This window comes from Pantoea eucrina (genome assembly GCF_001691555.1).
GTDB classification, from domain to species: Bacteria; Pseudomonadota; Gammaproteobacteria; order Enterobacterales; family Enterobacteriaceae; genus Pantoea; species Pantoea borealis.
The window spans coordinates 1,671,585-1,695,897 of record NZ_MAYN01000008.1 but is presented as its reverse complement, the minus strand read 5'-3'; the positions used below and the strand labels follow the sequence as shown (position 1 = coordinate 1,695,897).

Annotated in this window: 17 protein-coding genes; 15 read left to right on the top strand and 2 right to left on the bottom strand. The window is 56.9% G+C overall.

From position 1 onward, the window contains the following. Window positions 1-210: 210 nt before the first annotated feature. Entirely contained in the window at window positions 211-1,974 is a 1,764-nt protein-coding gene (ycaO, locus tag BBA90_RS14115; protein WP_065649701.1) for a 30S ribosomal protein S12 methylthiotransferase accessory factor YcaO, read from the bottom strand. 312 nt (window positions 1,975-2,286) lie between these two features. On the opposite strand from ycaO, the gene serC reads away from it, so the two are divergent. The 10 genes from serC (at window position 2,287) to kdsB (ending at window position 13,998) form a co-directional block, all read left to right on the top strand. Continuing rightward, entirely contained in the window at window positions 2,287-3,372 is a 1,086-nt protein-coding gene (gene serC / locus BBA90_RS14110; RefSeq protein ID WP_065649700.1) for a 3-phosphoserine/phosphohydroxythreonine transaminase, read from the top strand. Between the two features lie 79 nt (window positions 3,373-3,451). After that, complete coding sequence (aroA, locus tag BBA90_RS14105; protein ID WP_065649699.1) at window positions 3,452-4,738, top strand: 3-phosphoshikimate 1-carboxyvinyltransferase; 1,287 nt, start codon at window positions 3,452-3,454, stop codon at window positions 4,736-4,738. A 197-nt stretch (window positions 4,739-4,935) separates the two neighbouring features. Continuing rightward, window positions 4,936-5,616, top strand: coding sequence for a (d)CMP kinase (gene cmk / locus BBA90_RS14100; RefSeq protein WP_065649698.1), 681 nt, complete (start codon window positions 4,936-4,938; stop codon window positions 5,614-5,616). A gap of 121 nt (window positions 5,617-5,737) precedes the next feature. Continuing rightward, complete coding sequence (gene rpsA / locus BBA90_RS14095; RefSeq protein WP_052246478.1) at window positions 5,738-7,411, top strand: 30S ribosomal protein S1; 1,674 nt, start codon at window positions 5,738-5,740, stop codon at window positions 7,409-7,411. An 88-nt stretch (window positions 7,412-7,499) separates the two neighbouring features. Beyond that, window positions 7,500-7,784 carry an integration host factor subunit beta gene (gene ihfB, locus BBA90_RS14090; RefSeq protein ID WP_010618275.1) on the top strand — a complete coding sequence of 95 codons (285 nt, stop codon included), beginning with the start codon at window positions 7,500-7,502 and terminating at the stop codon, window positions 7,782-7,784. A 201-nt stretch (window positions 7,785-7,985) separates the two neighbouring features. Continuing rightward, a complete protein-coding gene (locus BBA90_RS14085; protein WP_065649697.1) occupies window positions 7,986-10,244 on the top strand; it encodes a DNA internalization-related competence protein ComEC/Rec2 in 2,259 nt (752 codons plus the stop codon). Between the two features lie 34 nt (window positions 10,245-10,278). Continuing rightward, window positions 10,279-12,027, top strand: a complete 1,749-nt coding sequence (msbA, locus tag BBA90_RS14080) for a lipid A ABC transporter ATP-binding protein/permease MsbA (RefSeq protein ID WP_065649696.1) — start codon at window positions 10,279-10,281, stop codon at window positions 12,025-12,027. Then, on the top strand, window positions 12,024-13,007 hold the full coding sequence (gene lpxK, locus BBA90_RS14075; protein WP_065649695.1) for a tetraacyldisaccharide 4'-kinase: 984 nt from the start codon (window positions 12,024-12,026) through the stop codon (window positions 13,005-13,007). Before msbA ends, lpxK begins: the two co-directional genes overlap by 4 nt. A 62-nt stretch (window positions 13,008-13,069) precedes the next feature. Further along, complete coding sequence (locus tag BBA90_RS14070) at window positions 13,070-13,252, top strand: Trm112 family protein (RefSeq protein ID WP_039383570.1); 183 nt, start codon at window positions 13,070-13,072, stop codon at window positions 13,250-13,252. After that, window positions 13,249-13,998, top strand: a complete 750-nt coding sequence (gene kdsB, locus BBA90_RS14065) for a 3-deoxy-manno-octulosonate cytidylyltransferase (RefSeq protein WP_065649694.1) — start codon at window positions 13,249-13,251, stop codon at window positions 13,996-13,998. Before BBA90_RS14070 ends, kdsB begins: the two co-directional genes overlap by 4 nt. A 63-nt stretch (window positions 13,999-14,061) precedes the next feature. Here the strand turns inward: kdsB and elyC are convergent, their stop codons facing one another. Beyond that, window positions 14,062-14,847 (bottom strand): envelope biogenesis factor ElyC, encoded by a 786-nt coding sequence (gene elyC / locus BBA90_RS14060; RefSeq protein ID WP_065649693.1) that lies wholly within the window; start codon window positions 14,845-14,847, stop codon window positions 14,062-14,064. 124 nt (window positions 14,848-14,971) lie between these two features. Here elyC and cmoM point away from each other — a divergent pair, with 124 nt between their 5' ends. From cmoM to ldtD, 5 genes are all read left to right on the top strand, one after another. Further along, window positions 14,972-15,742 carry a tRNA uridine 5-oxyacetic acid(34) methyltransferase CmoM gene (gene cmoM / locus BBA90_RS14055; protein ID WP_065649692.1) on the top strand — a complete coding sequence of 257 codons (771 nt, stop codon included), beginning with the start codon at window positions 14,972-14,974 and terminating at the stop codon, window positions 15,740-15,742. Window positions 15,743-15,753: 11 nt separating this feature from the next. After that, window positions 15,754-17,076, top strand: a complete 1,323-nt coding sequence (gene mukF, locus BBA90_RS14050) for a chromosome partition protein MukF (protein WP_065649691.1) — start codon at window positions 15,754-15,756, stop codon at window positions 17,074-17,076. Then, window positions 17,057-17,797 (top strand): chromosome partition protein MukE, encoded by a 741-nt coding sequence (mukE, locus tag BBA90_RS14045; RefSeq protein WP_065649690.1) that lies wholly within the window; start codon window positions 17,057-17,059, stop codon window positions 17,795-17,797. Before mukF ends, mukE begins: the two co-directional genes overlap by 20 nt. Next, complete coding sequence (mukB, locus tag BBA90_RS14040; protein WP_065649689.1) at window positions 17,794-22,260, top strand: chromosome partition protein MukB; 4,467 nt, start codon at window positions 17,794-17,796, stop codon at window positions 22,258-22,260. The genes mukE and mukB overlap by 4 nt, the downstream gene beginning before the upstream one ends. Before the next feature lie 155 nt (window positions 22,261-22,415). Continuing rightward, complete coding sequence (ldtD, locus tag BBA90_RS14035; RefSeq protein ID WP_065649688.1) at window positions 22,416-24,230, top strand: L,D-transpeptidase; 1,815 nt, start codon at window positions 22,416-22,418, stop codon at window positions 24,228-24,230. The last annotated feature ends 83 nt before the right edge of the window (window positions 24,231-24,313 follow it).

The following is a 24,313-nucleotide window of genomic DNA, read 5'->3' as shown; positions in this document are numbered from 1 at the left end:
AGCAGCGGACTTGATATGGATCATCTTTAGTCAGGAGAAGGAAGAGGGAATAGCATTAAATTCATTCAAGCTATTGAATTTAAATAAATAAAATAATTTTAAAATATGCAGATTTATTTTAATGGCAGGTGTAGCGCGGTAAAAAAAACAGGTACAGCCGTCTGGCCATACCTGTTTCACTGACGTCAGTAAACAATTCCCACGCAGTGCTTACACCGCGGACCAGTAGCGGCGTTTTGCCGCCTGCAGTTTTTCATACGCCGCCAGCAGCGCCTGATGAGCAGGTAGCGCATGCAGATCTTCATCGATGGCCTGCAGACCATAAAATGGCGCTTCACCGCTAAGGGCAGCAGACGCGGCGTCAACCGCCGCCTGACCATACATCCGGACAAACGCACGATGATACTGCACCGGTTCGCGCTCATCTTCCATAGCCAGCAGCAGCAGCGTCTGCAGACAGCGATAATAATTAGCACGCTCTGCGCTGAAAATTGACTGGTTGAACTCCATGGTCCACTCCGTCCAGATCAGCGCCTGATCGAGATCGCCTCCCGCCAGCGCCAGCATCGCTTTCAGCTCGCCGATACGCAGTGTATACCAGCCATTATCTTTGCCGGTTGCAAGACCCAGCAGCTCACGCACGCGTGTGAAGTCATCATGGCCCTCTTCATCCAGCTGTTCAATGAGCGCCAGATAGGCCTCAGGCTGCCACTCGCTGGCCGGCAGTGCCAGCAGCGTTTCACGCAGTGAAGCGCCCATATTGTTATTAGCCAGCAGCAGATCTTCCGCCGGATAGATGTCGGACATACCCGGTACGATAATGCGGCAGGCATACACGCCCAGATGTTCATAATCCGCGATATAAACTTCTTTATCTTCTGCAGCAAAGATGGCCATCAGCGTAGCGAACTCTTCCTGGGTCGTGCCGGCAAAGCTCCAGTCCACAAACGGATAGTCTGCTTCATCTTTAAACATATCCCAGGAGATCAGACCGCTGGAATCGATAAAGTGTGTCTCCAGGTTTGCATGCTCAGCCACTTCTTCATCGTCAAAGGTCGGCGGCGTAAAGACATCCAGATCTTTAAGACCCCGGCCCTGCAGAAGTTCAGTAACGGTACGTTCCAGCGCCACGCCAAAGTCAGGATGGGCACCAAATGAGGCAAAGCAGGTACCATTGGCCGGGTTGAACAGCACTACGCAGATAACCGGATAGTTGCCGCCCAGGGAGGCGTCGTAAGCGAAGATAGGAAAGCCTTCCGCTTCCAGTCGCCCGATAGCTTCAATTACATCGGGATAACGCTGCATCACCTCAGCCGGAATTTCAGGCAGGCTGATGGATTCAGCGATAATACGGTTTTTAATATGACGCTCAAAAACCTCAGACAGCCCCTGTACGCGTGCTTCATTCGCGGTATTGCCTGCGGACATGCCGTTGGAGACATAAAGGTTGCCGATAATATTCATCGGGATATACACAGTCTGCTGATCGGACTGACGCGTGAACGGCAGGCCACAAATGCCGCGCGCGGTATTGCCGGACTGCAGATCGATTAAATCCGCCGCGCTCAGGCTGGCGTCCGGATCGTAAAACTGACGCAGGCGTGCATCAAGAATGCCTTCAGGCAGGCTTTCGTCATCCGGCAGTGCAAACCACTTCTCATTCGGATAGTGAACAAAATCGCCGTTCGCGATGGTTTTACCCAGCCAGAAATCCGCAAAAAAGTAGTTGGTTGAGAGGCGTTCAAAATATTCACCCAGCGCTGAGGCCAGTGCCGCTTTTTTACTGGCACCCTTGCCGTTGGTAAAGCAGAGCGGGCAATCGCGATCGCGAATATGTACGGACCAGACGTGCGGAACCGGATTCAGCCATGAAGCCTCTTCAATATTAAAACCCAGATCCTGCAGTTTTTGCTGGAAGCGGGCGATGGAGTCTTCCAGCGCGGCATCTTTTCCTGGAATAAACGTTTGCGTCATAGTGGCGCTCTCTCAAGTCGATAAGGTGGGCGTAAAGCGCGCAATAATACGGGTTTTACCGCAGTGGCGCTATCATCCCCGGCATTTTCTCCCGGCGTAACGCCGACAGAGCCAACAGCCGGCCACGGTCGGGCAGGCCTGGTGCAGCCCGCCTCACAATATCCCGCAGTGCGTTACATTTGTAATATAAGCTGCGGCCAGGTGTGCCTCAGAAATGTGATCGCGGCCGGATAAATGATTGCAGCCGCCCGGAGGCAATGATAAAACCGGAGAGAGATTCATAACCGTTCAAGCAGAGAGTGGTGAGGGGACATGACGCAGGTTTACAATTTTAGCTCCGGCCCGGCAATGCTGCCGGTGGAAGTACTTCGTCGCGCAGAGCAGGAGCTGACCAACTGGCATGGTTTAGGCACGTCAGTGATGGAGATTAGCCACCGCAGTAAAGAGTTTATGGCCGTGGCAGAAGCGGCGGAACAGGATTTTCGCGATCTGCTTAAAATCCCGGCCAATTACAAAGTTTTATTCTGTCATGGTGGTGCCCGTGCGCAGTTTGCGGCGATCCCGGGGAATCTGCTGGGTGAGGCGACCACGGCTGATTACATCGATGGCGGTTACTGGGCACACAGCGCAATTAAAGAAGCAGAAAAATATTGCACGCCAAACGCGATTGATATCAAAACCACGCTGGACGGCAAGCGCGCGCTACTGCCTATGCGCGACTGGCAGCTAAGCGACAATGCCGCTTATGTGCATTTCTGCCCTAATGAAACCATTGATGGTCTGGCGATTGATGAAGAGCCCGATTTCGGCAATAAAACCGTGGTGGCCGATCTATCTTCTACTATTCTCTCCCGGCCTATCGATGTCAGCCGCTATGGTCTGATTTATGCCGGTGCGCAGAAAAATATTGGCCCGGCGGGGCTGACGCTGGTTGTAGTACGTGAGGATCTGCTGGGCAAAGCCCAGCGCTACGTACCTTCTATTCTTGACTACAGCGTGCTGGCAGAAAACGACTCAATGTTTAATACGCCGCCTACTTTCGCCTGGTATCTTTCTGGTCTGGTCTTCAAATGGCTGAAAGAGAAAGGCGGCATCAGTGAGATGGATAAGCTGAATCAGGCAAAAGCTGAACTGCTCTATGGCACCATTGATAACAGCAGTTTTTATCGTAATGAGGTTGCCAGCGCAAACCGCTCACGTATGAATGTTCCGTTCCAGCTGGCAGATGACTCACTGGATAAGTTATTCCTGGAAGAGTCGCTGAAGGCAGGTTTGCATGCGCTGAAGGGCCACCGTGTTGTGGGCGGTATGCGTGCATCTATCTACAACGCCATGCCGCTGGAAGGCGTTAAAGCGCTGACCGAATTTATGACAGAGTTCGAGCGTCGTCACGGCTGATCTGTGTTTCACGCCAGCTTGTCTGGTATCAGACCCCGTCAACAGACGGGGTTTCGTATTTTTGGAGATTTCGTTTCACATGCAGGACTCCCTGACTCTTCAACCGATTGCCCGCATCGACGGCACGGTCAACCTGCCGGGTTCAAAAAGCGTTTCAAACCGTGCACTGCTGCTGGCCGCGCTGGCTAACGGCACGACGCGCCTGACTAACCTGCTTGACAGCGATGATGTAAAACATATGCTCACTGCGCTGCAGGCGCTGGGCGTCAGCTACACGCTTTCCGCTGACCGCACCGTATGCGAAGTTACAGGCAACGGTGGCGCCCTTCATGCGGAGCAGCCGCTGGAGCTGTTTCTTGGTAATGCGGGCACCGCAATGCGCCCGCTGGCTGCTGCACTCTGCCTGGGCGACCACGCCGTGGTGTTAACCGGTGAGCCGCGCATGAAAGAGCGTCCTATCGGTCACCTGGTCGATGCGCTGCGTCAGGGTGGGGCCAGTATTGATTATCTGGAACAGCGTGATTATCCGCCGCTGCGCCTGAACGGTGGTTTCACCGGCGGTGACGTCAGCGTTGATGGCAGCGTATCCAGCCAGTTTCTGACTGCGCTGCTGATGACTGCGCCGCTGGCGCAGCAGGATACCTGTATCACGATCGCAGGCGATCTGGTTTCTAAACCTTATATTGATATCACGCTGCATCTGATGCGCTGCTTTGGCGTAGAAGTTGAAAACCAGCATTATCAGCGGTTTATTGTTAAAGGTCAGCAGCAGTATCAGTCACCGGGCGAATACCTGGTGGAAGGGGACGCCTCTTCAGCTTCCTATTTCCTCGCTGCAGCGGCCATTCGCGGCGGCACCGTACGGGTTACCGGCATTGGCCGTAATAGCGTGCAGGGCGATATCCGCTTTGCTGACGTACTGGAAAAAATGGGCGCGGTGATCGAGTGGGGGGATAACTACATCGCCTGTACACGCGGTGAACTGAACGCCATCGACATGGACATGAACCATATCCCGGACGCAGCGATGACTATCGCAACGACGGCGCTGTTTGCACAGGGCACTACGCTGATGCGTAATATTTACAACTGGCGCGTGAAAGAAACCGATCGTCTGGCGGCCATGGCAACTGAACTACGTAAAGTGGGCGCAGAAGTCGAAGAGGGCCACGATTTTATCCGGATTACGCCACCTGCGCAGCTGCAGCACGCAGATATCGGCACCTATAACGATCACCGTATGGCGATGTGCTTTTCTCTGGTTGCACTTTCCGATACGCCGGTAACGATCCTCGATCCAGGCTGTACAGCCAAAACCTTCCCGGACTATTTCCGGCAGCTGGCAAAAGTCAGCCACGCTTCCTGATAGCCCGATCCGGCGTATGTGCGCCGGATCGCTTTGCACTCCACTGGTCTTTCTGCACAGAAAATCATCTGAAAAAGCGCAAACTGTCACCGCTGTCGATGTGCAGGGGTAACTAACCGGCTGCAGGCAGCGTATACTACTGCGCAATTCAGACAGTCCCTGGACTGTTAATAAGCAGGCTGTAACAGGAGAGAACAATGACGGTAATCGCCCCGGTAATTACTATCGATGGCCCAAGCGGCGCAGGGAAAGGGACGTTATGCAAAGCGATGGCAGAGTCATTGCGGTGGCATCTGCTCGACTCTGGCGCGATCTACCGCGTGCTGGCGCTCGCCGCGCTGCATCACCAGGTGGATATTGAATCGGAAGAGGCGCTGGTGCCGATGGCCGCCCATCTTGACGTTCGTTTTCTTTCGGCTGACGGCGAAATGCAGGTGGTGCTGGAAGGTGAGGATGTGACCAGCGAGATCCGCACGCAGGAGGTAAGCAATACCGCTTCACGTGTTGCAGCCTTCCCGCGCGTGCGCGAAGCGCTGCTGCGTCGCCAGCGCGCTTTCCGTGAAGAGCCTGGCCTGATTGCCGACGGGCGCGATATGGGCACGGTGGTTTTTCCCGATGCGCCAGTGAAGATTTTCCTTGATGCCAGCCCGGAAGAACGCGCTCAGCGACGTATGCTGCAGTTGCAGAAAAGCGGCATTGATGTTAACTTTGAGCGCCTTTTATCCGAGATAAAGGAACGCGACGACCGCGATCGCAATCGCGCTATCGCCCCTTTGGTGCCTGCCGCTGATGCTCTGGTGCTGGATTCAACCAGCATGTCGATTGAGCAGGTGATTGAGCAGGCACTTGATTACGCCCGGCAAAAACTGGGTGTATAATCTTTCGGTGACAGAATTGCTGTAACCCTGTACCACGGAACCGGTGCCGGGCATGTGAAACAACCCCATCCGACAGTGACGTCAGGTGGACGTTAAATTGAAGAATCCTAAGATTATCAATATGACTGAATCTTTTGCTCAACTCTTTGAAGAGTCCCTGAAAGAAATCGAAACCCGTCCGGGTTCCATTGTTCGTGGCGTTGTTGTCTCTATCGACAAAGACGTCGTGCTGGTTGATGCGGGTCTGAAATCTGAATCTGCAATTCCTGCAGAGCAGTTCAAGAACGCAGCTGGCGAACTGGAAATCCAGGTGGGCGACGAAGTTGACGTTGCTCTGGACGCAGTAGAAGACGGCTTCGGTGAAACCCTGCTGTCCCGTGAGAAAGCTAAACGTCATGAAGCTTGGATCACGCTGGAAAAAGCTTACGAAGACGCTGAAACTGTTACCGGTGTTATCAACGGCAAAGTTAAAGGTGGCTTCACAGTTGAGCTGAACGGTATTCGTGCGTTCCTGCCAGGTTCACTGGTTGACGTGCGTCCGGTTCGCGATACTCTGCATCTGGAAGGCAAAGAGCTTGAATTCAAAGTAATCAAGCTTGATCAGAAACGTAACAACGTCGTGGTTTCACGTCGTGCTGTTATCGAATCTGAAAACAGCGCTGAGCGCGATCAGCTGCTGGAAAACCTGCAGGAAGGCATGGAAGTCAAAGGTATCGTTAAGAACCTCACTGACTACGGCGCATTCGTTGACCTGGGTGGCGTTGACGGCCTGCTGCACATCACTGACATGGCATGGAAACGCGTTAAGCATCCAAGCGAAATTGTCAATGTGGGCGACGAAATCACTGTTAAAGTGCTGAAGTTCGACCGCGAGCGTACCCGCGTATCTCTGGGCCTGAAACAGCTGGGCGAAGATCCATGGGTTGCTATCGCTAAGCGCTATCCGGAAGGCACTCGCCTGACCGGTCGTGTAACCAACCTGACTGATTACGGCTGCTTCGTAGAAATCGAAGAAGGCGTTGAAGGTCTGGTACACGTTTCTGAAATGGACTGGACCAACAAGAACATTCACCCATCTAAAGTTGTTAACGTGGGCGATGTTGTTGAAGTTATGGTTCTGGACATCGACGAAGAGCGTCGTCGTATCTCCCTGGGTCTGAAGCAGTGCAAATCTAACCCATGGCAGCAGTTCGCAGAGACCCACAACAAAGGCGATCGCGTTGAAGGTAAAATCAAGTCAATCACTGACTTCGGTATCTTCATCGGCCTGGACGGTGGCATCGACGGTCTGGTTCACCTGTCTGACATCTCCTGGAACGCTACCGGCGAAGAAGCCGTACGCGAGTACAAGAAAGGCGACGAAATCGCTGCCGTTGTACTGCAGGTTGATGCAGAGCGCGAGCGCATCTCTCTGGGCGTGAAGCAGTTGGCTGAAGATCCATTCAACAACTACATCACCCTGAACAAGAAAGGCGCTATCGTGACCGGTAAAGTCACTGCAGTTGACGCGAAAGGTGCTACAGTAGAATTAGCTGATGGCGTAGAGGGTTACCTGCGTGCTTCTGAAGCTTCACTGGATCGCATCGAAGACGCGACTCAGGTTCTGAGCGTAGGCGACGACGTTGAAGCTAAATTCACCGGCGTTGACCGTAAGAACCGCGTTGTGAGCCTGTCTGTACGTGCTAAAGACCAGGCTGATGAGAAAGAAGCTATCAACACTGTTAACACCAAACAGGATGAAAGCAACTTCTCTAACGCAATGGCTGAAGCGTTCAAAGCGGCTAAAGGCGAGTAATCGACCCGAAGCACCGGACGATAGTATTATCGTCCGGTTTCGGTAAAAGCTGTCATACTTTTCCAAACAGGGATTAACCGGAGGATTCATGACCAAGTCAGAACTGATTGAAAGACTTGCTGGCCAGCATACTCATATTCCGGCGAAAGTCGTTGAGGATGCGGTCAAAGAGATGCTTGAGCACATGGCCACTACGCTGGCACAGGGCGAGCGCATCGAAATCCGGGGATTCGGCAGCTTTTCTTTGCACTACCGCGCACCGCGCACTGGTCGTAACCCGAAAACGGGTGACAAAGTGGAACTGGAAGGTAAATACGTTCCCCACTTCAAACCAGGCAAAGAACTGCGTGACCGTGCAAATATCTACGGCTAAGCCGTTACCGAACCATAAAGCGACACCTCCGGGTGTCGTTTTTTTTGCCGCTTCTCTGCGGGTTGCGAGCGCGATCCCGGCGCGCTGTAATTTATATCAACGTATCCGAAAAAGTGCCGATGCGCTGACGCAAATTCATTTCTTGCTACCTGCTCTCTCTTCCTGACTGCCGCACTATAGTGCTGTCTGACGGAGAGAAATATGCCTATTACATGGACCACCGGCGCAGGGATCGCCATTCTTGCCACGCTGCCTCTGCTGCTGTTGCCGCAGATCCCATCCGGCACCACGCTGATCATACTGACTGTTGTCGCTCTTCTTTTGCTGCATCTGCCACATAAAACTGCTGCGCTGGCAGGTTTGTCTCTGCTGGTGGCGTGCTGGGCACAGGGTGAAGCACGCAGTCTGCTGAATGCAATGGAGCAGCTCACACTGCGGCCGGTTGACGCCACGGTCACTATTAGTGCAGCTGACCCACAGCAAAATCAGCTGCTGGTCAGGCTTATCCGCGTTGACGGACGGCTGCAGTTTCCGCCGCTTTTTGTACAGATCAGCAATGTGAGTAAAGCAGAAAACTGGTGCGTGGGGCAGCGCTGGCACATGCGGCTGCGGCTGCGGGCAGTACATGGTCGCCTGAATGAAGGAGGATACGATCTGCAGCGCGTTCGGGTTGCAAATCATATGCCGCTGCAGGGACGTATTATGCATCAGCAGCAGATTTCAGAACGCTGCAGCCTGCGGGCCACACGGGTGGCTCGCTATCAGGCTGCGTTTGGTGAGCTAAAGCAGCCGGCAATTCTGCAGGCGCTGGCGTTTGGCGATCGATCGCAGATGCAGGCGCCGCTGCGCCAGCTTCTGCGTGAGACCGGCACCGCGCACCTGATGGCCATTTCCGGCATGCATATTGCGCTGGCAGCCAGTATTGGCTGGCTGCTGGCACGCGCCGTCCAGTTTCCGTTACCTGCCCGTCATATCAGCTGGCGGTTTCCGCTGATCGTCAGCTGGCTGACCGCTGCTCTCTACTGCTGGATTGCCGGCAGTCATGCGCCCGCGCAGCGTGCGATGCTGGCGCTGACGCTCTGGAGCGCTATACGTGCAGCGGGCTGGCAGCTTAGCGCGTGGCAAATCTGGCTGCTATGCGCAGGGGCACTGCTTGTATTCGATCCGCTGGCAGTTTTGTCGGAAAGCTTCTGGCTCTCAGTGCTGGCAGTGGCGATGCTGATTATCTGGTTCAGCTGGTTTGCGCTGCCAAATCCTTATCGGACGCAGCGCCGCTGGCTGCCGCTGCAGCTACTGCACCTGCAGCTCGGTATGATGGTTCTGATGGCACCGCTGCAGATTTTTCTGTTTCAGGGCATCAGCCTGACTGCGCTGCTGGCCAATCTGCTGGCCGTGCCGGTTATCTCATTTATTACGGTGCCGCTGCTATTGCTGGCGCTGCTTGTACCACTGCAACAGGCGGCACAGCCACTGTGGTGGTTGGCCGATCGTTCGGTGGACTATCTGGTACTGAGCCTCCAGTGGCTGCCCGCCGGCTGGCTGAGCCTGCATCAGACGCTGCCCGCTGTCGTAGTGATCTGGGGAGGATTACTGCTGTGGCGCAGCGGGCTGATTGCCCGCACGTCGGCCCGCTTCGCCAGCCTGTTACTGGCGCTGCTACTGGGGCGTACCGATGCAGAGCAGAGCGAGTGGCAAGTCGATTTTCTCGACATAGGTCATGGTCTGGCGGTCGCGATTACGCAGGGAAAGGAGGTGGTACTCTATGATACCGGCCCGGCGTGGCAGCAGGGCGATGCGGGGGAACGCACGATTTTACCCTGGCTGAACTACACCGGGCGCACGCTGCAGGGCGTCATACTGAGCCACCGGCATCTCGACCACCGTGGCGGGCTGAACGCGCTGCTACGCGCCCGGCCTGGGCTGACAATCCGCAGCGCGCTTGGGGAGCCCGGGCATCTGCCGTGCGTGCGCGGCCAGCAGTGGCAGTGGGGGCGCCTGCGTTTTACCGCCTTGTGGCCGCCAGCCCTGCCGGTAGCCGGGCACAATAATGATTCGTGCGTGGTGCGGGTGGATGATGGCCGCGTAAGCCTGCTGCTGACTGGCGATCTGGAGCAGGCGGGAGAGCGCAAACTGGCGGCACTGGAAAAGCGTCAGCTGCAGGCTACACTGCTTCAGGTGCCGCACCACGGCAGCCGGACCTCCTCTACGTCCCTGTTTCTGCGACATATAGCGGGCGAAGCGGCGGTGGCTTCAGTGGCGCGCTACAACGCCTGGCGTATGCCGGCTCAGTCGGTGGTAAAGCGTTACCGGGAGCAGGGCTATCTCTGGGCAGATACTGCACGCTCTGGGCAAATCCGTATTCGTGTCAGCCAGGGTCGCTGGCAGATGCAGGGGCTGCGCGAGCAAATAAAGCCACGCTGGTATCATCAGTGGTTTGGCGTCAAAGATGATTCCAGGTAGAATGAGCGGCTATTTCAAACAGCGTGAATAAATAATGCATCAAGACAAAGATCTCTCAACCTGGCAGACATTCCGCCGGCTCTGGCCAATGATTGCGCCGCATAAAGCTGGCCTTATCGTCTCCGCTGTGGCACTGGTGCTTAATGCGGCAGGCGACACCCTAATGCTCTCCCTGTTGAAACCTTTACTGGATGATGGTTTCGGTAAAGCGGACAAATCTGTTCTGTTGTGGATGCCACTGGCTGTTATGGGCCTGATGCTGATACGTGGCGTCACCAGCTATATCTCCAGCTACTGCATCTCCTGGGTCTCCGGTAATGTAGTGATGAATATGCGTCGCCGTCTGTTCGGGCACATGATGGGAATGCCGGTGGCATTCTTTGATCAGCAGTCCACCGGCACGCTATTGTCGCGTATCACCTATGACTCAGAACAGGTGGCTTCCTCCTCATCCAGTGCCCTGGTAACCGTGGTGCGCGAAGGCGCCTCGATCATCGGCCTGTTTATCATGATGTTCTACTACAGCTGGCAGCTCTCACTGATTTTGATCCTGCTGGCACCGCTGGTCTCGTTCGCTATCCGCACCGTTTCAAAGCGCTTTCGCAACATCAGCCGAAACATGCAGAACACCATGGGCCAGGTCACTACCAGCGCAGAACAGATGCTGAAAGGGCATAAAGAAGTGCTGATTTTTGGCGGTCAGGAAGTGGAAGCGGAACGTTTCTCTCAGGTCAGCAACAAAATGCGTCAGCAGGGGATGAAGCTGGTATCTGCCTCCTCCATCTCCGATCCGGTGATCCAGCTTATCGCCTCCCTGGCGCTGGCATTTGTGCTCTATGCCGCCAGTTTTCCCAGCGTGATGGAAACGCTGACCGCCGGTACCATTACCGTGGTTTTCTCTTCGATGATTGCCCTGATGCGGCCGCTGAAATCGCTGACGAACGTCAACGCTCAGTTCCAGCGCGGTATGGCAGCCTGCCAGACGCTGTTCTCCATCCTCGACAGTGAGCAGGAAGTGGATAACGGCACGCGCACGATTGAGCGGGCTAAAGGCGACGTTGAGTTCCGCAACGTGACCTTTACCTACCCGGGGCGTGAGATCCCGGCGCTGCGTGATATCAACCTGACGCTGCCAGCGGGTAAAACGGTCGCACTGGTGGGCCGTTCCGGCTCGGGTAAATCCACCATGGCCAGCCTGCTGACGCGCTTTTATGATATCGATTCCGGCGAAATTCTGCTGGATGGGCACGATCTGCGCGAATACACCCTGCGCTCGCTGCGTAATCAGGTGGCGCTGGTATCGCAGAATGTGCATCTGTTTAATGACACCATCGCGAACAACATTGCTTATGCGCGCAACGGTGACTATAGCCGGGCACAGATTGAACAGGCCGCCACCATGGCGCATGCCATGGACTTCATTAACAAAATGGATAAAGGCCTGGATACGGTGATTGGTGAAAACGGCGTGCTGCTTTCAGGCGGTCAGCGCCAGCGTATTGCGATTGCGCGCGCGCTGCTGCGTGACTGCCCGATTCTGATTCTGGATGAGGCGACATCTGCGCTGGATACGGAGTCAGAACGCGCCATTCAGTCGGCGCTGGATGAGCTGCAGAAAAACCGGACCTCGCTGGTAATTGCACACCGCCTCTCTACGATTGAAAAAGCGGATGAGATCGTTGTGGTCGAAGATGGCCGTATTGTTGAACGCGGTACGCACGAACTGCTGCTGGCAGAGAAAGGGGCTTATGCGCAGCTGCATAAGTTACAGTTCGGTCAATGATTGAACGCATCTGGAGCGGACGCTCGCCGCTGTGGCTGCTTTTATGGCCATTCAGTCTGCTGTATGGCGCCATCACCTGGCTGATTCGCCTGAGCTATCAGCGTGGCTGGCAAAAAAGCTGGCGGGCACCGCGTCCGGTAATTGTGGTAGGCAACCTGACGGCAGGGGGCAACGGCAAAACGCCGGTAGTGATCTGGCTGGTGGAAGCGCTGCAGGCGCGCGGTCTGCGTCCGGGTGTGGTGTCACGCGGTTACGGCGGTAAAGCGGCACACTATCCGCTGCTGGTAACAGAGAAAACCTCAACGGCAGAAGCAGGGGATGAACCCGTACTGATTGCGCAGCGCACTGGCGTACCGGTGGCCGTAGCGCCCCGGCGCCGTCAGGCCATTGAAGCGCTGCTGGCGGCGCATTCGCTGGATATCATCATTACAGATGATGGTCTGCAGCACTATGCGCTGCAGCGCGATCGCGAAATTGTGGTGGTGGATGGTATGCGCCGCTTTGGCAACGGCTGGTGGTTACCCGCCGGACCCATGCGTGAGCGGGCGCACCGTCTGCAGCAGGTGGATGCGGTGATCGTTAATGGCGGCCACGCAACCGGGACGGAAATTGCCATGACGCTGCAGCCGGGGCTGGCGGTGAATCTGTTATCAGGCGAAACCGCTGCGCTGAGTACATTGCCAGAGATTGTGGCGATGGCCGGCATCGGTCATCCACCGCGCTTTTTCGCCACGCTGCAGCAGCAGGGCGTTAAAACAGTGGCGGAGATCGCGTTTGCCGATCATCACGCTTACAGCGAGCCAGAGCTTGCCGGCCTGACGCTGAGCGGACAGTGTCTGCTGATGACCGAGAAAGATGCGGTGAAGTGCCGTGGATTTGCGCGCGACAACTGGTGGTATCTGCCGGTAGAGGCGCAGCTTTCCGGCGCGGCGCTGGCACCGCTGCTTGACGATATCACCCGGCTGGGCCGCGGCGCGTAATAGTGTCTGGCAACCGCTATGGTATGCTGGCTATCTGACCCCGATCCTGAAAGGAGAAAAGTATGGATCACCGTTTACTTGAGATTGTGGCCTGTCCGGTGTGTAACGGAAAGCTCTACTTCAATAAGGCGCAGCAGGAACTTATCTGCAAACCTGACGGACTGGCATTCCCGGTCCGGGATGGCATTCCGGTGCTGCTGGAAACCGAAGCGCGGACGCTGACGGCTGAAGAGATCCATCCATGAGTTTTGTTGCCATTATTCCGGCGCGCTACGCCTCAACGCGTCTGCCGGGTAAACCGCTGGTCGATATTCATGGTAAGCCCATGGTCGTGCACGTTATGGAGCGCGCACGGGAGTCAGGAGCCGATCGCGTGATTGTCGCGACCGATCATCCTGAAGTGGCCGCGGCAGTGACTGCGGCCGGCGGGGAGGTCTGTATGACGCGGGCCGATCATCAGTCCGGTACCGAGCGGCTGGCGGAGGTCATTGAAGCCTGCAACTTTGACGATGACACTATCATTGTTAACGTTCAGGGTGATGAACCGATGATCCCGGCCGGGATCGTACGTCAGGTGGCAGAGAACCTCGCTGCGGCAGAGGCCGGTATGGCTACGCTGGCGGTGCCAATCGCTGATGCCGATGAGGCGTTTAACCCGAACGCGGTTAAAGTAGTGACCGACCGGCAGGGCTATGCGCTCTATTTTTCGCGTGCCACCATTCCCTGGGATCGCGAGCGGTATGCGCAGTCGCGTGAGCATGCAGGGGATACGCTGCTGCGTCATATTGGCATTTATGCCTATCGCGCCGGCTTTATTCGCCGCTACGTTGCCTGGCAGCCCTGTGCGCTGGAGCAGATTGAACTACTGGAGCAGCTGCGCGTGCTCTGGTATGGCGAAAAAATCCATGTGGCCGTTGCCACAACGGTTCCGAGCGTGGGCGTGGATACACCAGACGATCTGGCGCGCGTCCGCGCGGCGATGCAGCGCTAATCTCACTATCAGGCCAGCAGGCGCAACGCCGCTGGCTCTGTCTGATACTTTCTCTTTCAGAAATCAGGGTGCAGCGTCGTCACGGCTGCCCGACTGACCGCGCAGGTGCTGCCAGATCTGTCCCAGCGTCTCATAGATGGCCCGTTCACTGTGGCTCAGCCAGAGTGGCGAGGGCAGCGCGCGCTCCCAGCTGTTAAGCGGCGAGACGATCGCCATCTGATTGGCCGGCGCCGGAATCGGTGCCAGCCCGGCGTGGTGGAAAAAAGCCATCGCGCGCGGCAGATGATTTGCAGAGGTGACCAGCAGAAATGCGCTGCTGCCCGTAATGTGTTTCACCGCCTGCGCCTCTTCGGCGGTATCTTTCGGCGAATCAAGCGTAATGATGGCGTTACGCGGCACGCCAAGACTTATCGCGACATCGGCAGCAACCGCTGCGTTGCTGCGCGGATTCCGGCCCGCCGCTGCACCGGTAAAGATCATCTTTGCCTGCGGATTACGTCGCCACTGCCTCACGCCCTCGGTCACGCGCGGCAGGCTGTTGCCTATCAGGTTGGAGCCTGGTGCCCAGTCAGGGTTCCAGGTATAGCCGCCGCCCAGCACCACAATCCAGGCCACCGGCGCCGTGCCGTTCCACGTCGGGTAGCGGTTTTCCAGCGGCAGCAGCAAACGATCGGCCACCGGCTGCAGGCTCAGCAACAGCAGCAGCAGCCAGCTGACAGAGAGTAAAACTTTGGCGCTTTTCTGCCAGCGCGTAAGCCAGAGCAGTAAAAGTCCGGCACCCATGAGCAGTAACAGCAGCGGCAAAGGCAGAAGCAAACCGCCGATGATTTTTTTTAAGGCAAATAACATCCTTTTTTACTCCTTTTGTCTGAAAAAACAGCAGCCAGACAGTTACTGCAGCGTGAAAGGTTCATTCCTGGTGAGCCTGTGACAAAATAGCATAAGTTAACTGCCGCAAACCGGAGCGCACACCATGCAGGATCGTAATTTCGACGATCTGGCGGATAAATTCTCGCAAAACATTTACGGCACCCGCAAAGGGCTGGTGCGTCAGGCCATCCTGTGGGATGAGCTGGAGGCGCTGCTGCCGTCGCTGCCTGCCGGGCCGCTGTCAGTACTGGATGCCGGCGGCGGCGTGGGGCAAATCTCCAGCGGACTCGCTGCACGCGGGCATCAGGTTATGCTGTGCGATCTCTCCGCTGAGATGCTGAAACTGGCTGCGGCACATGCGCAGGAAGCCGGCGTCAGTCACAACATGCAGTTTCGGCAAATCAGCGCCCAGCAGGTGGGCGAGCATTTGGATACGCCAGTCGATCTGGTATTGTTTCACGCGGTGCTGGAGTGGGTCGCCGATCCGCAGGCCGTGCTGCAGGCGCTGTGGCAGACACTGAAGCCGGGCGGCGTGCTTTCACTGATGTTTTATAACGCGCACGGGCTGACGTTCCGCACGCTTACGCTGGGCAATTTCGGCTACCTGCGCGCCAACATGACCAAACGCAAAAAGCGTACCCTGTCGCCCGATTTTCCGCGCGAGCCGCAGGATGTTTATCAGTGGCTGACGCAGTGCGGTTTTGTGATTGAACAGCGCACCGGTATTCGTGTGTTCAGTGACTACATGAAGCCGCAGCCCGGTACAGGTAAGAGCGTGGAAGAGATTATTGAAATGGAGCGGCGCTACTGTCGTCAGGAGCCCTTTTTAAGCTTAGGGCGTTATATCCATGTGACGGCGCGCAAACCCAGGTAAAAGGATCAACTATGAGCGATTTTTCCCAGACGGTGCCAGAACTGGTGGCCTGGGCACGCAAAAACGATTTTTCGCTTGCGCTGCCGGTAGAACGTCTGGCCTTTTTGCTGGCCATTGCCACCCTCAACGGTGAGCGCATGGACGGTGAGATGAGTGAAGGTGAACTGACTGACGCGTTTCGTCACGTCAGCAAAGCGTTTGAACAGACGCATGAAACCGTACAGGTACGTGCGAACAATGCGATTAACGATCTGGTCCGGCAGCGGCTGATTAACCGGTTTACCAGCGAAGTGTCTGAAGGGCACGCTATCTACCGCCTGACGCCGCTGGGAATTGGCATCACTGACTACTATATCCGCCAGCGCGAATTCTCCACGCTGCGTCTCTCGATGCAGCTCTCAATTGTGGGTCAGGAGCTGAAGCGCGCTGCGGATGCCGCTGAAGAAGATGGTGATGAATTTCACTGGCACCGCAACGTATTTGCCCCGCTGAAATATTCCGTTGCGGAGATTTTTGACAGCATTGATATGACGCAGCGTCTGATGGATGAGCAGCAGCAGACGGTAAAAAATGATATTGCCGCGCTGCTCAATAAAGACTGGCGCGCCGCGATCTCCAGCTGTGAACTGCTGCTCTCTGAAACTTCCGGCACGCTGCGTGAACTGCAGGATACGCTGGAGGCCGCAGGCGATAAGCTGCAGGCAAACCTGCTGCGCATTCAGGATGCCACGCTGAGCAGTCCCGATCTCGGCTTTGTCGATAAACTGGTTTATGACCTGCAGAACAAACTCGATCGCATCATCAGCTGGGGCCAGCAGGCGATTGACCTCTGGATCGGCTATGACCGTCACGTACACAAGTTTATCCGTACTGCGATTGATATGGATAAGAACCGGGTCTTTGCTCAGCGACTGCGTCAGTCGGTACAGAACTATTTTGATCGGCCGTGGATGCTGACTTACGCCAGCGCTGACCGCCTGCTCGATATGCGCGATGAAGAGATGACGCTGCGTAACGACGAGGTCATGGGCGAGCTTCCGCCGGAAATGGAGTATGAAGAGTTTAACGAGATCCGCGAGCAGCTGGCCGCCATGATTGAAGAGGCGCTGGCTGTGTATCGCCGTGAGCAAAAACCGCTGCACCTTGCCACCGTCATGCGTGAATACCTTGCGCAATATCCGCGTGCGCGCCATTTCGATCTGGCGCGTATCGTGATCGATCAGGCGGTGCGGCTGGGCGTTGCTGAAGCAGATTTAGCCGGTTTGCCAGCAGAATGGCAGACCATTAATGATTACGGAGCCAAGGTGCAGGCGCATGTCATCGACAAATATTGAACAAGTGATGCCGGTTAAACTGGCACTGGCGCTGGCCAACCCTCTTTTTCCGGCGCTCGACAGTCAGCTGCGCGCGGGCCGGCATATCGGTATCGAAGAGCTGGATAATCACGCTTTTCTGATGGATTACCAAAACTATCTCGAAGAGTTTTATGCCCGCTATAACGTGGAGCTGATCCGCGCGCCAGAAGGCTTTTTCTATCTGCGGCCGCGCTCAACCACGCTGATTCCACGCTCAGTGCTCTCCGAGCTGGATATGATGGTAGGCAAAATTCTCTGTTATCTCTATCTCAGCCCGGAGCGCCTGGCAAACGAGGGGATTTTTACCCAGCAGGAGCTCTATGATGAGCTGCTGTCGCTGGCGGATGAACACAAGCTGCTCAAGCTGGTTAATCAGCGTTCGACCGGTTCCGATCTCGATCGCACCCGTCTGCAGGAGAAGATGCGCGCCTCGCTGAGCCGTCTGCGCCGCCTGGGGATGGTGTGGTTTATGGGTAACGACAGCAGCAAATTTCGCATTATGGAATCAGTCTTTCGCTTTGGTGCTGACGTCCGCAGCGGCGACGATCCGCGCGAGGCGCAGCTGCGTCTGATCCGGGTCGGTGAAGCGATGACGCCCGAAGAGGCTGCCGTTTCTGCTACAGCCGATGAGGCGGATCAGGAGAATGAACATGCGGACACAGGTGATGCGACCGATAACGCGGAGGAGAAGCAGGCATGATTGAACGCGGTAAGTTTCGTTCGCTGACACTGATCAACTGGAATGGCTTTTTTGCCCGCACCTTTGATCTCGATGAGCTGGTCACCACGCTTTCCGGCGGTAACGGTGCCGGTAAATCCACCACCATGGCCGCATTTGTTACGGCGATGATCCCCGATTTAACCCTGCTGCACTTCCGTAATACAACGGAAGCGGGTGCTACTTCAGGCTCCCGCGACAAGGGGCTTCACGGCAAGCTGCGCGCCGGCGTCTGCTATTCGGTGCTGGATGTGGTCAATTCACGCCACCAGCGCGTTGTGGTCGGGGTGCGTCTGCAGCAGGTTGCCGGACGCGATAAGAAAGTGGATATCAAACCGTTCAGTATTCATGGTCTGCCCGCCGATGCGCTGCCCACAGACATGCTGACCGAGATCCTCAACAGCCGTCAGGCGCGCGTGCTGCCGCTGACCGAGGTTAAGGATCGCGTTGAGGCGCAGGAAGGGGTGCAGTTCCGTCAGTACAACTCCATTACTGACTATCACGCGATGCTGTTTGAACTCGGCGTGGTGCCGCGTCGCCTGCGTTCTGCCAGCGATCGCAGTAAATTCTACCGGCTTATTGAGGCGTCCCTCTACGGCGGTATCTCCAGCGCCATCACCCGTTCGCTGCGTGACTATCTGCTGCCGGAAAACGGCGGCGTGCGTAAAGCGTTTCAGGATATGGAAGCGGCACTGCGTGAAAACCGCATGACGCTGGAAGCGATTCGCGTCACCCAGTCCGATCGCGATCTGTTTAAACATCTGATCTCCGAAGCAACCAGCTACGTTTCAGCTGACTATATGCGCCATGCAAACGAACGGCGTGTGCATCTGGACGGGGCGCTGCAGCTGCGTAATGAGCTGTTCAGCAGCCGCAATCAGCTGGTGTCGGAGCAGTATCGTCACGTGGAAATGGCGCGTGAGCTGGCTGAGCACAGCGCCGCGGAAAGCGATCTGGAGATCGATTATCAGGCGGCCAGCGATCATCTCAATCTGGTACAGACCGCGATGCGCCAGCAGGAGAAAATCGCGCGTTATGATGCCGATCTGGAAGAGCTGAGCTACCGGCTGGAAGAGCAGAATGAGGTCGTTGCTGAAGCGCGTGAGCTTCAGGAAGAGAATGAGGCGCGCGCCGAAGCGGCAGAGATTGAAGTGGATGAGCTGAAAAGTCAGCTGGCTGATTTCCAGCAGGCGCTGGATGTTCAGCAGACGCGCTCTATTCAGTATCAGCAGGCGCTGCAGGCGCTGGAAAAAGCGCGTACGCGCTGTCAGCTGCCGGATCTGACCATTGATAACGCCGCTGACTGGCTGGAGACGTTCCAGGCACGCGACGAAGAGGCGACCAGCCAGCTGCTGCGTCTGGAGCAGAAACTGAGCATGGCGGAAGCCGCGCACAGCCAGTTCGAGCAGGCGCTGGCGCTGGTGACCAGTATTGCCGGTGATGTCAGCCGTCAGGACGCCTGGCAGGTGGGCCGTCAGCTGCTGCGCGACGCCGCGAATCAGCGCCACTATGCTGACCAGCTGGCGTCACTGCGCCTGCGCCTGAACGAATCCGAAGGCCGCCTGCGCGAGCAGCATGAAGCTGAACGCCTGCTGGCAGAGTTCTGCAAGCGTCAGGGCCAGCATTATGAAGCAGACGCGCTGGAAGGACTTCAGCGCGAACTGGAAGCGCAGATTGAGCAGCTTAGCGCGACCGTTGCAGAAGCTGGTGAACAGCGCATGCAGATGCGTCAGGAGCTGGAGCAGCTGCGCGAACGTATCGCAACGCTGACGGCCCGCGCACCGCACTGGCTGGCCGCTCAGGAGATCCTGACGCAGCTCAGTGAACAGACCGGTGAGCAGCTGAGCAGCAGTCAGCAGGTGACCGCCTTTATGCAGCAGCTGCTGGAGCGCGAGCGTGAAACCACCGTCGAGCGCGATGAAGTTGCGGCGCGTAAACGCGAGATTGAGCAGCAGATTGAACGCCTCAGTCAGCCTGGCGGCGCGGAAGATGCGCGTCTCACCCAGCTGGCAGAACGGTTTGGCGGCGTACTGCTGTCAGAAATTTATGACGATGTCACGCTGGACGATGCACCCTATTTCTCTGCGCTCTATGGGCCTTCGCGCCACGCCATCGTGGTGCCGGATCTCGCGCTGATACGCGAGCAGCTGGAAGGGCTGGAAGAGTGCCCGGAAGATCTCTATCTGATTGAAGGCGATCCGCAATCCTTTGATGACAGCGTATTCAGCGTAGAGGAGCTGGATAAGGCCGTTGTGGTGAAAGTCGCAGAGCGTCAGTGGCGCTATTCGCGTTTTCCTAAGGTGCCGCTGTTTGGCCGTGCCGCGCGTGAAAATCAGCTTGAACTGCTGGGCATTGAACGCGACAGGCTGGCAGAACGCTACGCGACGCTCTCTTTTGACGTACAGAAAACGCAGCGTCTGCATCAGTCTTTCAGCCGCTTTATCGGCAGCCATCTGGCAGTTGCGTTTGATGACGATCCGGAAGCGCAAATCCGTCAGCTTAATAGCCGGCGCAGTGAGCTGGAGCGCGGGCTGGCGCAGCATGAGAGTAATAATCAGCAGCAGCGCGCGCAGTTTGAACAGGCGCGCGACGGCGTCGCCCAGCTTAACCGCCTGCTGCCGCGCGTAAACCTGCTGCTGGATGACACCCTGCCGGATCGCTGCGAAGAGATCCGCGAGCGGGTCGAAGAGGCGCAGGAGGCGGCACGCTTTCTGCACCAGCACGGCAGCAAACTCAGCAAGCTGGAGTCGCTGGTGGCGGTGCTGCAGAACGATCCGCAGCAGCACGACCAGCTGCAGCGCGACTACCAGCAGGCGCAGGCGCAGCAGCTCAGTGCACGCCAGCAGGCGTTTGCGCTGACGGAAGTGGTACAGCGCCGCGCCCACTTCAGCTATGCCGATTCAGCCGGTATGCTGACCGGCAACAGCGATCTCTCTGAGAAGCTGCGGCAGCGTCTGGAGCAGGCTGAAGGCGAGCGCAGCCGCGCCCGTGAACGCCTGCGTGAACATCAGGCGCAGCTGACGCAATACTCGCAGGTGCTGGCCTCGCTGCGCAGTTCGCACGATGCCAAACGCGACATGCTGAAAGAGCTGCAGCAGGAGATGCAGGATATCGGCGTTCATGCCGATGCCAGCGCGGAAGAGCGGGCGCGTATCCGGCGCGATGAGCTCTATACCGCGCTCAGTCATAACCGCGCCCGGCGTAACCAGCTGGAAAAACAGCTGACGTTCTGCGAAGCAGAAATGGACAGCCTGCAGAAAAAGCTGCGCAAACTGGAACGCGATTACCGCATACTGCGTGAGCAGGTGGTCAGTGCCAAAGCGGGCTGGTGCTCCGTGCTGCGTCTGGTGAAAGACAACGGCGTGGAGCGACGGCTGCATCGGCGCGAGCTGGCCTATATGAGCGGTGACGAGCTGCGCTCGATGTCCGATAAAGCCCTGGGCGCGCTGCGCCTTGCGGTGGCGGATAATGAGCACCTGCGTGATGTTCTGCGTATGTCAGAAGATCCCAAACGTCCGGAGCGTAAAATTCAGTTCTTTATCGCCGTCTATCAGCATCTGCGCGAACGTATCCGTCAGGATATTATCCGCACCGACGATCCGGTCGAGGCGATTGAGCAGATGGAGATTGAACTCAACCGTCTGACCGAAGAGCTGACGGCGCGTGAGCAGACGCTGGCGATCAGCTCACGCAGTGCGGCCAACATTATTCGCAAGACTATTCAGCGCGAACAGAACCGCATCCGGCAGCTTAACCAGGGGCTGCAGACGGTGAGTTTTGGTCAGGTGAAAAGCGTGCGGCTTAACGTCAACGTACGCGAAACGCACGCCACGCTACTGGACACGCTCTCCGAAGAGCACGAGCAGCATCAGGATCTCTTTACCAGTAACCGGCTGACATTCTCAGAAGCGCTGGCCAAACTCTATCAGCGTCTTAATCCGCAGATCGATATGGGCCAGCGTACGCCGCAGACCATTGGTGAGGAGCTGCTGGATTACCGCAACTATCTGGAGATGGAAGTGGAGGTAAACCGGGGTTCTGACGGCTGGCTGCGTGCGGAAAGCGGGGCGCTCTCAACCGGCGAGGCGATTGGTACCGGGATGTCGATTCTGGTAATGGTGGTGCAGAGCTGGGAAGAGGAGTCGCGTCGTCTGCGCGGCAAAGATATCTCACCGTGCCGCCTGCTGTTCCTTGATGAAGCGGCGCGTCTGGATGCCCGCTCAATCGCGACGCTGTTTGAACTCTGTGAGCGCCTGGAGATGCAGCTGGTGATCGCCGCCCCGGAAAATATCAGTCCGGAAAAGGGCACCACGTACAAACTGGTTCGTAAAGTATTTAACAATACGGAGCATGTCCACGTGGTAGGTCTGCGTGGTTTTTCCGCCGATCCGGCACCGGTAAAAACGGCGCAAAGCGAGCTGGGGCTGGAAACGCAAAATAGCTAAGCGCCTGTCTGGTTAAACCGCGCAACCAGCGTTAATCTGTAAACGGCATTGGCCCTGAGAGGCGAATGCCGTTTTTTCTTTATATACTCATCATGAAAGTCAGGTTGTACGCAGCGCACAGGGCAGGCTGCGTCTCAGGTAACAAGGGGGCAGGGATGTTGCTGAGTAAAATGTTCAGATTTAATCGCATGGCGCTGGTGTTTAGCGTTGTGCTGGCAGGCGTGCCGCTGGCCTCAGGGCAGGCTGCACAAACCGCCAGCATGACAGCCGGCGGGCACGGCACCACGTCAGTGGCGGCCAGCCAGCAGCAGATCCTGCAGGCATTCAGTGCCAGCGATCGCCCTTTTTACCTGCCGGGTCTGGCGGGTCTTTATGCAGCGCGCGGAATGGCGCCGCTCTGGCAGGACCGCGATGCGGTACAGGCGTTTCAGCAGCAGCTGGCTGAGGTCGCGCTTTCAGGCGTGCAGCCACAGTTCAGCCGCTGGGTTGAGCGGCTGACCGATCCGGACATTAAAGGCTTTGCGCGCGACGTGGTGCTGAGCGATGCCATGCTGGGTTACCTGCAGTTTGTGGCGGGCGTACCGGCGCAGGGTGAAACCTGGCTTTACAGCAATGTGCCCTACCGGCTCACCATGCCGTCGCTGTCAGCGATCAATCAGTGGCAGAACGCGGTCAACGCAGGCGGCAGCCGCGCGTTTGTGGCCTCACTGCAGCCGCAGCATCCGCAGTATCAGCCGATGCATGCGGCGCTGAAGACGCTGCTGACAGATAACCGTCCCTGGCCGCAGCTGCGCGATAAAGCGACGCTGCGTCCGGGGCAGGTCAGTGATGATGTGCCGGCGCTGCGGGAAATTCTCCAGCGAACCGGTATGCTGACCGCATCCGGTCACACCACCACCCCTGCGCCTGATGAGGATGCAGTACCGGCGGGCACCGTGCCGGTCAGTGAAAGCAACCAGCCGGTGGCAGTGAGTCCGTCCGCCACCAGCGTGACCGATCTCCCGACGCCGGCGCCGCAGCCGGCAGGAAATATTCTGGCCAATACGCCTCCTGCAGCCAGCAATGTTTATGACGCTGAACTGGTTGAAGGCGTCAAGCGCTTTCAGCACTGGCAGGGGCTGGCGGATGACGGGGCAATTGGTCCGCGCACCCGCGAGTGGCTGAATGTCTCACCGCAGATGCGCGCCTCACTGCTGGCGCTGAACATACAGCGCCTGCGGCTGCTGCCGGATGATATGCATAACGGAATAATGGTGAATATTCCCAACTATTCGCTGACCTATTATAACAACGGCAGCACGGTGCTCTCATCGCGGGTTATTGTCGGGCGACCCGATCGCAAAACGCCGCTGATGCGCAGCGCGCTGAACAATGTGGTGCTGAATCCACCGTGGAACGTGCCGACCACGCTGGTGCGTCAGGATATTGTACCGAAGGTGAAGCAGGATCCCGGTTACCTCTACCGGCACGGCTATACGCTGCTGTCGGGCTGGAGCGCTGACGCTGAAGTGATCGATCCGACCATGATCAACTGGCAGATGGTCTCTGCTGCCAGTTTCCCGTATCGCATCCGTCAGGCGCCGGGCGCCACCAATTCACTGGGGCGCTATAAATTTAATATGCCGAGCTCAGACGCCATCTATCTGCACGATACCCCTAATCATGGGCTGTTTCAGCGCGATATCCGTGCGCTCAGCTCCGGCTGCGTACGCGTGAATAAAGCGTCCGATCTGGCTAACCTGCTGCTGCAGGACGCCGGCTGGAACGACAGCCGCATCTCCAGCACCCTGAAACAGGGTGATACGCGCTATGTGCCGATTCGGCATCGTATTCCGGTAAATCTTTACTATCTGACCGCCTGGGTCAGCGATGATGGACAGGCGCAATATCGTACAGATATTTACAATTATGATAATACGGCGCGTTCCGGCAGCCAGGTACTGGCCAGAGCGGGGCAGCTCCTGCTGTAGCGTGCTGATTTTCGCCAGATTGTCGGGGCGTGAAACGCAAACCAGACCCGGCCAGAAATTTGCTTCTGGTCGGGTTTTGTACA